Here is a 15,350-nt window from a genome sequence, read left to right on the forward strand (position 1 = left end):
TCCCTCACCTCTCAACTCTTAAAAAAAGCCGGACGCGTCCGGGCAGGTATGCCGCGGCATCATCCGCCTCTAACGGCGATGCCAATCGGCACCGCCGCCAGGCGGGTTCGTGAGGAGGTCGACCATTTCCTCTACCCATTGTGGTCCGGTTGCGCGGCGGCTGATGCATCAAGATCGGCCGATGTCTTGAAAAGAGTGCTGTGGGTGGTCACGCTGAATTGCGTTCGCAATGTCAGTCAACGAAAGCGTGAAATGATGAAACTGTTGCTCGCCGCGGTGCTGTGTGTTTGGACGTCGCAGTTGGCCCGAGCCGATGAGGTGGTTCAGGCGGGCGAACCAGCGGGGCCGCATCTGTTTATTTTAAGCGGGCAGTCGAACATGAAGCGACTGATGCCCGAGCAAAACTTCACACCCGCCATTAAAGAGAAACTGGGCGAGAATACCGTGGTGGTGCACTCGGCCGTCGGCGGAAAGCCGATCCGCATGTGGGTGCATGACTGGAAGTCAGCCGACGGAAAGCAGAAAGAGAATCAAGGCGACTTGTACGACGCGATGATGCGCGAAGTGCGGGCGGCGATGAAGGACGAGCCGCCCGCTTCAACCGTGACCTTCATCTGGATTCAAGGCGAACGAGACGCCAAGGAAGGGCACGGTGACGTCTATGAACGCAGTCTCGGCCAATTGCTATCGCAACTGCGGCGGGATTTAAAACGGGACGACATTACCTTCGTAATCGGCCGGCTGCATAAATTTGAAAACAACCTCAAGGACTGGGAAAAGATCCGAGAAGCTCAAGTTTCCTATGCCGAAAGTGAGCCGGCCGCTGTGTGGGTCGATCGCGACGATATAGACCCCAAGCGAAAAAACATCCACCACTCCCGCAAGGGCTACGACATCCTCGGCAAACGGCTGGCTGACACGGCGGCGGAAATCGTGCAAGGCAAAGTCGCGGACTCCAGTCAGTAAGCCGACGCGTCGAATAAGGTCTTTGCCTCTCGCGGGATCGGCTTCGACCGGTCAGGCTGCCATTGCTTCCGACTTTTTCGATCGGGTGACAATGAGGTCGCGACGCAGGCTCTCGCTGCAGTTCATGTGGTTGTTCGGAATCATGGCGTTCTTCGGCACGCTAGCCGCAGGCTTCTACGGCGTGGGAATTGTATGGATGCTGATTGCCACGCCGTTTCTTGCCCGCTGGATCACCAAAGCTCGGCAAGAGTAATTGCCCGGAACCTTTTGGCCGCCGCCGATACGAGTGCTGATTGTGGCGGTCTCGCTATTGATCGCCGGGGCCGCGGCATGGGGGCTGGGCGGATTGGGTTTTTATGTGTTCGCGCTGATCGGCTGCAGTTTGGTGCAAGAGCCCGCGGCAGGGCCAGGCTTCGGCGGCACGCGGGACGATATTTTCGACGATATCGGTCTATATGGAGGTATCGTGTTCGGACTGTTGGTGGCGGTGGGCGTCGTTACCGCATCGGCCCGCTGGTTGAACTGGTATCTCATGGGCGGGTCCGCCAGCGAGCCTCGTGCTCCTCGGGAGAAGGAGTAAGGGGGACGGATCCGTTTGCCTTACCGGAAACACTCACCCGCAGTTAACATCTGAAGGGCTCGATGGACCGGGCCAATTGCGAAGGCGTGAGTTAAGCTCTGTTTAAAAAACTACTCCTGCGGAATGACAAAGTCGAAATTATTCTCCCCGCTTGGCGAAACGTCAGCCGTCAGATCGGATGTTTTCGCCATCGCAAATTGCTCTGGAACCGCTGAGCCGAGGTTATCTTCCTGATCTTTACTCTGGCTGATCGTCACGATGTTGGGGCCGATGGGAGCTCCCCATTTCCCTTTTTTGTAAAGCATCCGGTAGTTGCCTTCGGCGTCGGTCCGGCCGATCGACAAAACGCCCAGGCTCTTTGATTGAAAGCCGATCGACGCGAATTGGACAGGATCGCCGTTTTCGAAGGTCACAGTCCCGGTGGTCTCGGCGATATCGGGCGCATCACTCGGACCACCGCACCCGATCAGCGTGAGGGCCAGAAAACCGCACAACGCGATCTGGCCGGGAATGTATCTAAGATGGTGAGTGAAACGCACGGTTTGATCGATCTGGTTCAACACGCTGGAGTTCATTTGCTGCTCGAAAGATTCGCCAATAAATTTGATGACCGCGAAGGCTTATTTCAGAATCGCGCAATCGCAGTCTGTAAGGGCAATTGGCCCGAACATCGTTCGGGCCAATTGATGGTCTGAACGATCAGAACTGCTTCAGAACGTCACAACTTCGCCGCCCGATTTCGTGCTCATGGCGAGGAGCACATCCAGACTGATGTTCTCGCTTAAGAATTGCACGCTGCCGTCGGCCATGACGACATGGCATCCACCGACGTGGCTGCTGCCGATCCAACCGGCTTCCGGCAACTCTGTCCCCGGATCGACCTTATTGATCCCGAACCGTGAGTTCGAGAAATATCCGACCGAGTAAGCCTGCCAATAAGCCGAGTTCCCCTTGGAATCGACCCCTTTCGCCATTTGAGACTCGGCGAACGTAAAGGTGTTGGAAGCGCCGTCGGTGATGTCACGGAAGCGGGCGGCTCCGTTGACCCCGAAGATTCCGACGAGCACATTCTTTGAACGGAACCAGTCGTCTGGTCGTCCCCAGTAAAGGAACTGCCAGTTCGCTGCGCCTTGGGTTTCGGTATCGCCGGCATTAGCGACGTACGAGGTCCGGTAGTAATCTTCGGCGGCGTTCTCGCTGGTGCTCGTTGTCGAAGGCTGGTTCCGCAACGGATCGGACGGGCACCCGTAGACGGGCAAAAAGACATTCTGCATCGCCGCCTGAAACGTCCCGTTGTTGATGCAATCCGACTTTCCCTTTAATTCGTTGACCGGAATGTTGAAATTGACTTGTTCATATAAATTGTCTTGGTCGAGGTACGGCAAAAGGTACAAGTGGGCGACATGATTGCGAATATCTTTATACTCGGCCGGCAGGCTTTTTGATGCCCGTTCATAACCGCACAGACTGGCCCCGGGCGTCGTCGCGGCGTTCATCGCGCCGATGGGGAAGATGCCGTGGGTGCTATGGTAGTTCGCCATCGCGATGCCCATCTGCTTCATATTGTTGCGGCATTCGCTGCGGCGTGCGGCTTCCCGAGCCTGCTGAACAGCCGGCAGTAGCAGCGCGATCAAAATGGCGATGATCGCAATGACAACGAGCAGTTCGACGAGCGTGAAGCCACGCGATGGACGATGAGTGGAATCGGATAGAGGCATCGGGTCATTCCTTGGCGGGAGTCGAAGACAGACGTCGGCGGAATGCGAAAGGCGGGATGAGTCGCAAACCGGGGTGTGGTGGCTGAAGTATCAGCTTCAATCAATGGTAAAGTGCGGCCACAACACACACTAGAGGGAATCAGCAAGACCTGCGCCTTTTTCATGGCAATATCACCATGATTTTGGAAATGACTCACAGGGCATGCACACAGAGGACCACTCCGAGCACACGGCGGTAAAAACGCCGCTGCACGGCTCGTCTGCGATCCCCAAAACGAAGATCATCGGTCCGGAACGGATCGTCAATTTTCGTTCGACCGGGCCAATGAGCGTCGGGCATTGCCCGCAAAAAACACAGGCTCGCCCAACGAATGCGCGAGCGGTCACACCGGCTTCGACAGCCCCGCCCCGGTCGCGGCACGGGCCGCGATCCGAACGTCTTTCAAGTCGGCTGACGGAATCAGTCCCCCCGCCGCGCGGCGAAGAAAGTGATCGACGAGCACCAACTCAGCGGGGCGATCATTCGACAGAGATTCCTGCCGCGACTCCCGTCCCGCCGACCAAGCGATGTCAGTCGGACTGGAGAGTTCGGCCCGACCGCGCTGGCATCGAACGGAGAGACTGGGCCAGCGATCTTGAACGGCCGACGCGGCCATCGTTTCTGTCGAGCATTCGATCGTCAACATGGCCGTTCGCCCGCTGCCGCGACGGGCGAACTGATAGCGAAGGGGCTGATCGCCAGATGCGGGCCAGACGCGAACGGGATCCCGCCCGGAAAGGTAGCGGCACCAATCAATAATTTTTGCGACGCGATCGGTCGAAATCGAATGGGGCAACCGGGCCGTCAATTCCCAAGGCGCGCCCAGACGGGTCACGATCAGTTCTTTGGCTCGAAACGTCGAGGGAGCGAATCGCAGCGGCAAAGCGGGGGTGATTGACGTTTCGAACTTGTCGGCCGACTTCGCGAGTCGCACAATCGCAGCCGGGTCTGACATGGCCGGCTGCCCCCACAAGACCGGCAGCCTCGATTTTGCGAGCAACTGGCACGTGGGCAGTGACGCGTGAAGATCGCCCGATAGCAGGATCGCCCGCAACCGGGGAAATCGGGACAGGGCGACTACGCCCGGCGACGCGAACGCCGAGAGCCGACCCGCTTCGGCATCGGCTCGGCGACGCAGCGGGTCATGCAATACGACGACCTTAACGCGTTCCGCCAGCGCTTCGAGGGCAGGGCGGTAGCGGGCGTTCCATTGAGGGCCCACTCCAATCACGCCGACGCGGATCATCGGTCGCGGCCCTTCGGCGATAAGAGACGTGCGAGGTAAAAAGCGAGCAACGCGGACATGGACGACTCAATTATTAAGCCCGTGCGGCGCTTCTCAGACAGCGATTATCGCGCCTTATCGACCGACCAGCCGTCGGGCAATTCGGCGTGTTTGGGCAATACCAGAATTCCGTCGCGCATCAGGACGGGGCCGAATTCGCGATCCTGCTTGTCTCCTTCCGGAGGAACGAGATGCACATTCCGGCCGACGCGGCAGTTCTTGTCGACGATCGCCCCGTCAATCACGGAACCTTCGCCGATTCCGAGGGGAGGGCGGTTCGACTCCAGATCATAGGCCCGATGCTCGGGCTTCTGATAAAAGTCGGCCCCCATAATGAATGTGTTCCGGATCGTCGCGTTTCGCCCAACGTGCGTGCGCAGGCCGATCACGCTGTTCTCGATCGTGGTGCCCGGCTCAATCACACAACCGTCGGAGATCAGCGAGCGATGATACGCACCGCCCAGCAGCCGACTCGCCGGTAGGTACCGCGACTGCGTGTAGATCGGGGCATCTTCGTAATTGAATTCGAACGGCGGATTCGGCCCCGCCAGAGCGAGGTTGGCATCGTAAAACGCCTTGATCGTTCCGATGTCTTCCCAATAGTCGTCGAACAGGTGAACGTGAACCTTGTGATCGCTGATCGCCTGCGGAAAGATTTCTTTGCCAAAGTCTTCGTGCGAGGTCGACTTGAGCAGATCGACGAGCAGATCGCGGTTGAACAAGTAGATGCCCATGCTCGCGAGGTAGTCGCGGCTGTTGGCGATGATGCCGAAGCTCTTGAGCCACTCGGGATCGGTGCGGACCTGCTCGAGTTGCTCGTCCGTTTGCGGCTTTTCGACGAAGTCTGTCACGCGGCCCGTCGAGTCGAGCTGCATGATGCCGAAGCCCTTGGCCGCGGCGGCGTTGACGGGAGTCGTCGCGATGGTGACGTCGGCCTTGGCTCCGCGGTGCGTATGGAGCATATCGTCGAAATTCATCCGGTAGAGCTGGTCGCCGGAGAGGATCAAGACGTGCTCGATTCCATGCTGCTCGATATAACGCAGGTTCTTGCGGACGGCGTCAGCGGTGCCCTGATACCAATCTGATTCTGCCTGATCCATCGCCTGCTGGGCAGCGAGGATCTCGACGAAACCGCCGCTGAAGCGGTCGAATTTGTACGTCTCGCGAATGTGACGGTGCAGACTCACCGAATTGAACTGGGTGATCAGGTAGACGCGATTGATACCGCTGTTGAGGCAGTTTGAGATCGGCACGTCGATCAGGCGATATTTTCCCGCCAAGGGCACAGCCGGTTTGGAACGGTCGCGAGTCAGCGGGAACAGGCGGGTTCCTTTTCCGCCGCCGAGGATGAGGCTGATCAGGTTGCGATTCATAGCGATAGCGTTGATAGATGCGCTCGGTTTGGTTCGGTCGAGCTACAAGGCTACAGGTGGCGTCGCGGCCTCGCAATCGCGTCGGCGCTCCACGAAACGCCACATCGGGTCAAGGTACCGGAACGTTCCGATTGAACGCTCTGCGTTGAGCCAACCGGCGTCGGGGAGATAGACTTGTTCGGCTTGCGAACGCATTCCGCACGCACATTTTCAGGTCGGGTCGATTTCTCGCCCCAAACACAATACCCGGCCCGTGGCAACAGCGGGTCGAATCTTGCAAAGAGGCATCATCGTGCAGCGCCATGCACTTCTTGTCGGTTCTAGTCTTTTCCTGACAGGTCTATTCCTGCTCGGTCGTGTCTCGACCGCGGGCGAAGTTGTGCCGGTGTCGCCGGAACAGAATTACGCCCCCGAGATCGCCGAAGCATCCAACGGCGGCGAGTTGGCGTTGGAGTCGTTCCAAATTCCCGATGGCATGACCGGGAAGGTCACTGCCGCCGAGCCTGACTTGGCCAACCCGGTCGCGTTCTGGATCACGCCCGACGGGCGGTTTTACGTTTGCGAAACATTCCGCCAGCAAAAAGGGGTCGAAGACAACCGCTATCACCTCTACTGGCTGTCGGACGATCTGAAAGCTCAGACCGTCGCCGACCGCCGAGCGTATATGCTCAAACATCTCGGCGACGAAGCCGGTCTCTACGAACTCGAGCACGACCGCATTCGACTGCTTATCGACAACGATGGCGACGGAAAGGTGGAGGAATCGAGAGTCTTCGCCGACGGGTTCAACGACCTCGTCGACGGGACCGGCGCGGGCGTGCTGGAGCACAACGGCAACGTCTACTACACCTGCATTCCGAAACTCTATCGACTCGAAGACACGAACGACGACGGCGTCGCCGATCAGCAGGAAACGATGTTCGACGGCTTCGGTGTCCGCTTCGCCTTCCGCGGGCACGACATGCACGGCCTGACGATCGGACCGGACAACCGGCTCTACTTCAGCATCGGCGACCGCGGGTTTCACGTGATGACCGAAGAGGGTGAACTGCTCCACAAACCCGACACCGGCGCGATCTTTCGCTGCGAACTGGACGGCTCTGACTTGGAAATCTTCGCTTCCGGTCTGAGGAATCCGCAGGAACTGGCGTTCGACAACTACGGCAACCTGTTCACGGGCGATAACAACTCCGACAGCGGCGACCTCGCGCGATGGGTCCACGTCATTGAAGGTATGGATGCCGGCTGGCGGATGTATTACCAGTACCTCGACGATCGCGGCCCGTTCAATCGCGAAAGGATTTGGTATCCGTACCGGAGTGATCCCGAGACGACCGCGATTCAGCCGGCCTATATTCTTCCCCCGGTGGCTAACATCAGCGACGGGCCGTCCGGTTTGGCGGCCTATCCCGGGGTGGGGCTTCCGAAGCGATATGACAATCACTTCTTTCTGTGCGACTTTCGCGGCGGGCCGACAAATAGCGGCGTGCGGTCCTTCGGTGTGAAGCCGAAGGGGGCGTCGTTCGAGTTGGTCGATTCCCACGAATTCTTGTGGCGAATTCTCGTGACCGACTGCGACTTCGGTTACGACGGCGGATTCTTTGCGCTCGATTGGGTGCAGGGCTGGGAAGGGCCGGGGAAGGGGCGAATCTACCGCTTCGCCCACCCGGAATTCGAAGAAGCGGCGGCGAAGTCGGGAGAGATCCTCCGCAACGGCCTCGGCGACATGTCGTCGGCCGAATTGATCGGGCTGTTTGAAAATAGGGACAAGCGCGTTCGCCAAGCCGCTCATCTGCAACTGGCGTCCCGGCCGATGTCGGATTGGCCCGACGACAAGATTCGCGGCGTGGCCTCGACCGACGAAACGATTCCGCGACTGCACCTGCTGTGGGCACTGGGCATTCAGGCACGCGCAGGCAATAGCGACGCGGTTCCCGCGATCACGGCGCAGCTTTCGTCGAGCGATCCTTGGGTCCGCACGGTCGCATTGCGAGTGCTTCGCGATGTCGTGTGCGGGTCTGACTCGCCTTCCGGCGAGCCGTGCGATGCGGCCTCGCCGGCCATCATTCGGCAAGCCGCTTCTCTATTGGCCGACCCGGATGCCCGAGTGAGGGCGGAAGCGGCGCTGCTCATCGGTCGGGCGGGCGGGCGTTTCATGGGTACCCAAGACGAAGCCGGCACGGCGACTGAGGCGATCGAGCCGCTGCTCAATGTGCTCGTTCAGAACAGCGGTAACGATGCCGCCTTGAGACACGCAGCCGTCATGGGTTTGACCGGCATCGCCAAGCGAAATGTCGCCCCACTGCTCGAATTTGCCGATCACAAGAATCCGGAAGCCCGCCTCGGCGTGCTGCTGGCCCTGCGGCGGATGAAGAGCCCGGAAATTGCCGGATTCCTGACCGATGAAGACCCCGGTATTCAACTCGAAGCAGCCCGCGCCGTGCACGACCTCGCGATCGACAATGCCGCGGAGAGATTGGCCGCCGTTCGATTCGACCACTCAGACGACGCCGCGCGGGTTGATGCTCTGGCTCGACGAATCATCGCTGCGAACTTTCGGCTCGGCGGCCGCGAACATGCGGCCCGTGTTCTCTCGACCGCTTCGAATGAAAAGTTGTCGAAATCCCTGCGCCTTGAGGCCTTGAGTGCTATGGCGGCCTGGCAGGAACCGGGTCCGCTCGATCGGGTGATTAATAAGTATCGCCCGATCGAAAGTCCGCGTCAGACCGAGTTCATGGCCGAACTACTCGCGCCACATCTGTCTGACTTCTTCAAAAGCGATGTCGACTTCGCGCGACCGGCGATTGAGTTGTCGGCCCAATACGGTGTGGAGGCCGTTGCGGACGAGGTCGCTGCGATCGCGGATGCATCCGACGCCGATCCGGCGACTCGAGAAGCCGCGTTGCAAGCAGCCGTTTCGCTGCGGGGCGATGCAGCTTCGGAGGTCGTCCGCCGTGCGGTCCGAGCGGATTCCCCGCTTGTTCGCTCCACGGCACGACGCCTGCTCATCAAAATCGACCCGGACGACGCGGTGAAACAACTCAAGCTCGCGCTTCGTGACGGGACCGTCGAAGAACAGCAGTCGGCCATTGCCGGTCTGGTCAAACTGGAAACGGCCGAGGCCGATGCGGTTCTGCTCGAATGGTTCGACAAGTTCCTCGCCGGTTCGGCACCGGCCGCGATTCAACTCGATTTAATCGAAGCCGCCGAGCAGCGGAATTCAGTCGCGTTTGAGGACCGGATTGCCTCTTATAGTTCGACACTCTCGGACGGCGATCCGATCGCCAAATACCGGGTCAGCCTCGAAGGCGGAGACCCGGAGAACGGCTATGCGATCTTCTTTGGGCGCAGCGATGCTTCCTGCCGCCGCTGCCATGCCGTCGTCGACAACAAGATTCTGGTCGGGCCGAATCTTGCGGGCATCGGCGCGGAAAAGACCAAGGAGTATCTGCTGGAATCGCTCGTTCTGCCCGGTAAAGCGATCGCCAAAGGTTTCGAGACGGTGATTGTCGTGACCGCCGAGGGCAAGATCGTCGCCGGGATCAAACGCTTTGAGGACGACGAGAAACTGATTCTGGTCAAGCCGACCGGCGAGAACGTCACCATCTTGCAGGATGACATCGACGATGTCGCCCCCGGCAAGTCGGGCATGCCCGAGGACCTGATCAAGTATCTGTCGCGCTCCGACGTCCGCGATCTGGTCGCGTACCTGGCGTCGCTTAAAGACAAGAACGCCACGACGGAGTCAGCCGCCGGTCACGAGTAGGGCCACTGTTCGCGGCGAGTGAAATATTGATGTGAAATTAAAAAGAAGGGCCCGCTCAGTGAGCGGGCCCTTCTTAACTACTGCTGGTTTCACCGCACCCGATGATTGGTCGAACTCAGAACAGGTCTTTGAGCGCCGCAAGGATCGCGCTGGTTCCCGCCGTCGGTTCATCGTAGTGCCACATCGTGCGAATGAGATCGAACATCATCATTCCGCAAACGGCCAGGGCCGTACTTGTTGCGAAGAGGCCGACGACGGTCATCACACCGAATTCGTGCTCGACCGGGGCGGCTTTGGCAACCGGAGTGAAATCGCCCTGACTCTCGCCGGCGTGAATCTCTTCCTCGAAGTCTTCGTCGGCCGCATCGAAGACGTCTTCTTCCTCGTCGCCGAAGTCTTCGTCCGCCTCATCAAATTCATCGAACGATTCATCCGCGAACGATTCATCATCCTCAATGTCGAAGTCGTCCTGATCTTCAAGCTCTTCGGTCTCTTCGTGATCGGACCGCTTGACGAAGGTGGCCGATTCATCGGTCGCGTCATCGTCATCAAACAGGATGATGTTGTCCGCGCTGTCATCATCACCGGTCGCAGCGAGTTCGAACTCGCTATCGCCCGAGACGCCTTCTACCGCAGCCATCTCGAGTTCAGTGTCCTGACGGTCTTCGAACGAACCACCGGCGGCGTCCATCGCGACGGTCTGACCAAGGTCATCACTGTCGGCTTCAAGAGCAATACCGCTGTCAGCGGGGCTCGACAGGCCGATCCCGCTGCTGCCTGGGGCGTCGTCATCGAGCAGTGAGATGCCGCTGTCGTCATCGAGCGAGATGAACCCGCTGCCGTCCGCCTCGGGTTCATCATCGGCTGCCAGAGCGATGCCGCTGTCGTCTCCGACCATGTCGTCGGCGTCGTCATCCTCGATCCGAATGCCGCTGGCTTCTGAAAAGACGACGGAGTCACCTTCCTCGTCTTCGAGCCTCACGCCGCTGTCGAGTGCTTCGAGCGAAATTCCGCTTTCGGCGTCGAGGTCGCCCAGTTGAATGCCGCTACCGGTGACGGCGATCGTCTCGCTTTCGCCGTCGTTTGGGTCGTCGAAGACGAGCGACACATCACTGTCGCTACCTGATTGTTCCTCTTCGCGGGGATCCTTAACGATCCGAATATCGCTGGACGTACCCGCCTTCTCAGAGACGAGTTTGACGTCGCTGTCGCTGCCGGCTCCGGCTGAGTCATCGGCCAATCGCACGTCGCTGTCGCTATCGGAGGCCGGAATCGCGACATCAGGTGCGGAATCGTTGTCGGTACCCGACAGCGGGTCGTCCAGAATCAACCGGACATCGCTGTCGGAGGTCTCCATGCCGAGGTCGTCATCCTCGTCATCGAAGACGCTGCCACCGCTGCTGATCACGGTCGCCGAATCTTCCTCGCCGTCGCTATCGGCGAAACCAAGAATCGAATCGTCGTCGAAGATCGGCACGTCGGGATCGGAGTCGGCCTGCCGGGAGCGGGCGTACTCTTCGACGTCTTCGGCCTTGTATTTGAACGTGCCGCGATCCTTCAAACCGCGGAGAGCCTGCTCGGAGCGAAGCTTGTTCAAATCTTCCGAGGAGATCCCGAGACGTTCAACGACTTCCTCGTGGCTGAGATATTTTTTCGACATGAGTTTCCGAGCGAGAACTTCGCGGTCAGTGGTGCGGCCGGGCACACCGAGCCAATTTGGGAATTGTCCGAGGCGATTTGGCACTTCCCTGCGCGACGTCGACGCCTCAACCAGCATAAGTGCACAGGCCCCCGATGCAAAGAGGTAGCTCGGCTGATCGGGGCGGGTTCGCACAGAACAATGTCACGATTCCCTACGACCGTACCGATTCGTCCCGTTCCCGTCTCGAAGATCGGAACATGGTTAAGTCGGCCTCGCGACCGCGAACTTCACTCGAATCCACTTGGCAAGCCCCCTCCGATTCCGTTTCCCTGACGGCGAAACCGTGAAAGCGATGCCCCGGCCCGGGGGCAAAATTCGCCCCGAAATCGTGCCCAAAATCTGGCATGGGTCTTGGCCTGCGAAGCGCAGAAATTCTTCATGCTTCGACAAAGTCCAAAGCAATCCGGCCCGATTTCACGCCACGCTAGCCGTTTCAGACGGGATATTGCGAATTTTGACCCGCGCCGCGGCAGCGAATAGCAGCAGGCCGAGCCCGGCTGAGGCGATGAGCGAAAGTAATTCGGGAACTCCCCACGTCGTGAGCATCGCCCAGCCACGGTAGTCCGGCCACCAGAACTGCATCGTCGACCAATCCCACAGGACGAGCTGCACCAGTGCCGCGGTAGCGAATGCAGCGATGGCCGGAATTGAAACGAGAACAGGGATCATCCGGGTCGCCGTCTTGAGCGCGACCTCAATCAGACCGGCCAACAGAATCGTCGCCATGATGAATTGCCAGCCGAACGTCAGCCCGACGATCGCGGCGGCGAACGGTAACCCGAAGCGGTCCCGACCGCCTACGACGGCGCGCGCCGTAAATCCGATGACCATCCCGACCGTCAGACCGATCACGGCATCGATCACCCCGGCCAATTCGATCGTCAATCTGACCGGAGTTTGCCCAAGGACGAACTCCGCCAGCGTGAGCGAGATGCCGTAAACCCACTCCGGACGAGGGTTGAGGAAGCCGATCGGGTGCAGGTGCTCCCCGAACAGACTCACAATCAGGCCGACCCCGATCCCCCAGCGCCACAGTCCGGCCGGAGTCTCATGACCATCGACGGCCATCAGCGCCGCCCCGAACAGCAGGGTCATCGCCCAAGCATGAAAGAGGCACGTGCCAATCAGATCCCAAGGCGTCTCCCACATCAGCCACACCAAGGTCTGATCGGAATAGCGGGCCTGAAACGGCAGATTCCATCCGCCGGCGAAGACCTCGACCGTCGCCAACAATAGAAAGATCAGACCGGTGGAAGCTTCAACGAGCGGGTACCTCGGCGAAATCGGTTCGCGACAGGCCCGGCAACGTCCGCGGAGAATCAACCATCCCAAAACAGGTATGTTGTCCCGAAGTCGAATGGGCGTCTCGCATTTCGGGCACCGCGACGGCGGGTGATTGAGCGACAGCCCGGCGGGCATCCGATAAACAACGACGTTCAGAAAGCTCCCGATCGTCGCCCCGAGGCAGAAGACCCAGCCGACCGTGAAAGCCACGAACAAGAAGTTCATCGAATCAAACGTGGAGTTCGCTTCGCTGTAGCCGCTTTCGCCGGTGATGCCGCAACCACCGAGAGCGAGCGCGACGACCCCCGTCCAAACCAGGATCAACCTTCGATGAAGTGACGAACCCATCGGGAAATCGTTTTTCACGGTCAGACGACAGCCAGTTCGATGCCAGTTCGTTGAACGATATTACCGCGATCGTCGCCACCAACGGCGCAAAAGAAAACAGCCCCAGCAGGAAAACCTGCAAGGGCTGTTGCGTATTGAAGCGACCCCGACGGGACTCGAACCCGCAACCCCCGGATCGACAGTCCGGTACTCTAACCGATTGAGCTACGGGGCCGGCTACAATTCGACGGACACACGACGCCGGGCGCCGGTTCACTGTGTCCTGCCGAAGCAAATGGTATGTTGGGTTTTTCGCAGAGAAGTTTCAAGTAAGCAGCACTGGTCGCAGAAATGTGATGATGGCCCGCAGTTCCCGGGCTGTTCAAGCATCGCACCAATCGCTGCGGACAAATCCTCTTGGAGTATCGGTCGATTCCCGTGGCAGCTTTGAGCGAATCGCCGCGTGATTCACGGTTCGCGGCTCAGAACGACGCGTCCCCCATGACCCACAAAATAGCCGACGACACAGCCCGATCTTATTCGACAGCGAAAGCCGGGGCCGCGGCGTCATCCGCACGACGATCGATCGCCCTGTTTCATGTCGGAATCGCCGGCCTGTTCGCTACCGGTTGCGGCGAGAAGGCCGAATTGCCGCCGGCCTCCGAAACGACGGTGATCGAGTTGCCCGAGCCCAATCCGGCTAACAGCGGCGGATCGGCGGAAGTAATCGAACCACCAGATCCCGTGGAGGGAATCGACCAATCGACATCGATCGACGCTGAAACCGCGCCACTCAATGCTGATCCCGCTCTCCAGCAAGATCGACCGCCCTTTACGCAACCGGTATCGCGAGGTGCCGATCGACGACCGGTGCTCAACCAAGCGAAGTTAGAACGTGCGGGACTTCGTCATTTCAAATCCCGTCGGCTCAGCATGTATACCGATTCCGAAGCGATGTCCTGCCGAGATATCCCGGCCGCCGCCGACGAATTGTTTGCCGCATTGGTTGAGTATTTCGGCCCCTTGCCCCCGGCCCGTGACGGCTCCGATTTTCAGGTGACCGGGTATCTGATCGACGATCAGGACACGTTCGAACGTCTCGGCTTGATTCCCGTGAATCTGCCGCCGTTTCTGAATGGACGGCACCGCGGGTTGCAGTTTTGGGCCTATGACCAAAAAGCCGACTACTACCGAGCACATCTCGCTCTGCACGAAGCGACGCACTGCTTTATGACCTGCATCCGCGGCACGTGGGGGCCGTCATGGTATATGGAGGGAATGGCCGAGCACTTCGCGACCCATCGCCGCTCGCTCGACGGCGATCGAGAGGGAGAGTTTGACTTCGGGGTCATGCCCGCCCGGCCCGACGAATTCGAGGAATGGGGCCGCATCAACGTGATTCAGGACACTGTGGCTGAGGGTCGCGCCATCGAAATCGACGAACTTCGCCGCTTGCCCGCCGAGGCATTTCTCAAGAATGATCCTTACGCGTGGTCGTGGGCCCTGTGTCACTTTCTGGCGACGCATCCTCGCTATCGGGACCGTTTCCGCGAACTCTCCCCACCGGCGTTGCGAACGCGACTCAATCAGGAATTCGACCGACTCTTCGCCGACGATTTCCGCGAAATGAACGACGAATGGCGACTGTTTGTCCGAAATCTCTGCTACGGCTACGACACTACGCGAGCGGCGATCGATTTCTCCGAGGGGACGACGCTTTCGGCAACGCAGCCTCGAACCGTGACCATTCGCGCGGACCTCGGATGGCAGTCGTCAGAAATCCATGTCACGGCGGGAGAGCGATACGAAATTGCCGCCGACGGGCAATTCACCCTCGCTCAGCAGCCCAAGCCATGGGTCAGCGAGCCGCAGGGGATCACCTTTCAATACTCCGCGGGCCGACCGTTGGGACGACTCATCGGCACGATCCGTCCTGATGATGCGACCGCCGGCGGCTTCGGGACGGACATCATCAATCTGGGCCGGGGACAAGTTCTCACCGCGCCTCGATCGGGCACGCTGTACTTTCGCCTCAACGACGATTGGGACAAGTTGTCCGACAACCGCGGCGAGGTCGTTGTGCGAGTCGGAAACCGCTCGTGATCCGCCCCCGCTCGATCGGCGGGTGCCGATCTGCGGCTCACACGTGGCTTGTCAGGACGCAGATTGACCGGGCAGCAACCACTGCGGCGGCAATCGACGGGTCTCACCGGAAGTGATGCGTCGTTTAACGCTTGATTGACACGATCTGAGCGGTGGGACTCATTGGAATGCGCTTTGCGAATAACCATGAGCGGACGTCGCCTTCA

The 15,350-nt window shown here is 59.6% G+C and carries 10 protein-coding genes, 1 tRNA gene and 1 pseudogene; 5 read left to right on the plus strand and 7 right to left on the minus strand.

The window, feature by feature from the left end:
• The first annotated feature begins 252 nt into the window (after positions 1-252).
• The 3 genes from Pan189_RS16040 to Pan189_RS16045 all read left to right on the plus strand — a co-directional run bounded on the left by Pan189_RS16040 (position 253) and on the right by Pan189_RS16045 (position 1,546).
• Positions 253-966: a sialate O-acetylesterase gene (locus Pan189_RS16040; protein ID WP_310820617.1), complete on the plus strand. Its 714-nt coding sequence runs from the start codon at positions 253-255 to the stop codon at positions 964-966.
• 91 nt (positions 967-1,057) lie between these two features.
• Complete coding sequence (locus Pan189_RS21485; RefSeq protein WP_310820618.1) at positions 1,058-1,219, plus strand: hypothetical protein; 162 nt, start codon at positions 1,058-1,060, stop codon at positions 1,217-1,219.
• Entirely contained in the window at positions 1,220-1,546 is a 327-nt protein-coding gene (locus tag Pan189_RS16045; RefSeq protein WP_145364977.1) for a hypothetical protein, read from the plus strand.
• Positions 1,547-1,656: 110 nt separating this feature from the next.
• Here the strand turns inward: Pan189_RS16045 and Pan189_RS16050 are convergent, their stop codons facing one another.
• From Pan189_RS16050 to Pan189_RS16065, 4 genes are all read right to left on the minus strand, one after another.
• The gene (locus Pan189_RS16050; RefSeq protein ID WP_145364979.1) at positions 1,657-2,121 is read right to left on the minus strand and encodes a carboxypeptidase regulatory-like domain-containing protein; all 465 of its coding nucleotides are present in this window, start codon (positions 2,119-2,121) and stop codon (positions 1,657-1,659) included.
• Positions 2,122-2,256: 135 nt separating this feature from the next.
• Positions 2,257-3,264, minus strand: a complete 1,008-nt coding sequence (locus Pan189_RS16055) for a DUF1559 domain-containing protein (protein WP_145364981.1) — start codon at positions 3,262-3,264, stop codon at positions 2,257-2,259.
• A 383-nt stretch (positions 3,265-3,647) separates the two neighbouring features.
• On the minus strand, positions 3,648-4,550 hold the full coding sequence (locus tag Pan189_RS16060) for a Gfo/Idh/MocA family oxidoreductase (RefSeq protein ID WP_145364983.1): 903 nt from the start codon (positions 4,548-4,550) through the stop codon (positions 3,648-3,650).
• Between the two features lie 104 nt (positions 4,551-4,654).
• Positions 4,655-5,962, minus strand: a complete 1,308-nt coding sequence (locus Pan189_RS16065; protein ID WP_145364985.1) for a glucose-1-phosphate adenylyltransferase — start codon at positions 5,960-5,962, stop codon at positions 4,655-4,657.
• Positions 5,963-6,254: 292 nt separating this feature from the next.
• Here Pan189_RS16065 and Pan189_RS16070 point away from each other — a divergent pair, with 292 nt between their 5' ends.
• A complete protein-coding gene (locus Pan189_RS16070; RefSeq protein ID WP_145364987.1) occupies positions 6,255-9,728 on the plus strand; it encodes a PVC-type heme-binding CxxCH protein in 3,474 nt (1,157 codons plus the stop codon).
• 115 nt (positions 9,729-9,843) lie between these two features.
• Here Pan189_RS16070 and Pan189_RS16075 read toward each other — a convergent pair whose 3' ends face one another.
• The 3 genes and pseudogenes from Pan189_RS16075 to Pan189_RS16085 all read right to left on the minus strand — a co-directional run bounded on the left by Pan189_RS16075 (position 9,844) and on the right by Pan189_RS16085 (position 13,276).
• Positions 9,844-11,388 carry a hypothetical protein gene (locus Pan189_RS16075; protein WP_145364989.1) on the minus strand — a complete coding sequence of 515 codons (1,545 nt, stop codon included), beginning with the start codon at positions 11,386-11,388 and terminating at the stop codon, positions 9,844-9,846.
• A 1,275-nt stretch (positions 11,389-12,663) separates the two neighbouring features.
• Positions 12,664-12,939 (minus strand): annotated as a pseudogene (locus Pan189_RS21815) (prepilin peptidase); the annotation flags it as partial.
• A gap of 263 nt (positions 12,940-13,202) precedes the next feature.
• Positions 13,203-13,276 (minus strand) — tRNA-Asp (locus tag Pan189_RS16085).
• A 266-nt stretch (positions 13,277-13,542) separates the two neighbouring features.
• On the opposite strand from Pan189_RS16085, the gene Pan189_RS16090 reads away from it, so the two are divergent.
• Complete coding sequence (locus Pan189_RS16090; RefSeq protein ID WP_145364991.1) at positions 13,543-15,144, plus strand: hypothetical protein; 1,602 nt, start codon at positions 13,543-13,545, stop codon at positions 15,142-15,144.
• Positions 15,145-15,350 lie beyond the last annotated feature (206 nt).

This window comes from Stratiformator vulcanicus (assembly GCF_007744515.1).
GTDB lineage: Bacteria > Planctomycetota > Planctomycetia > Planctomycetales > Planctomycetaceae > Stratiformator > Stratiformator vulcanicus.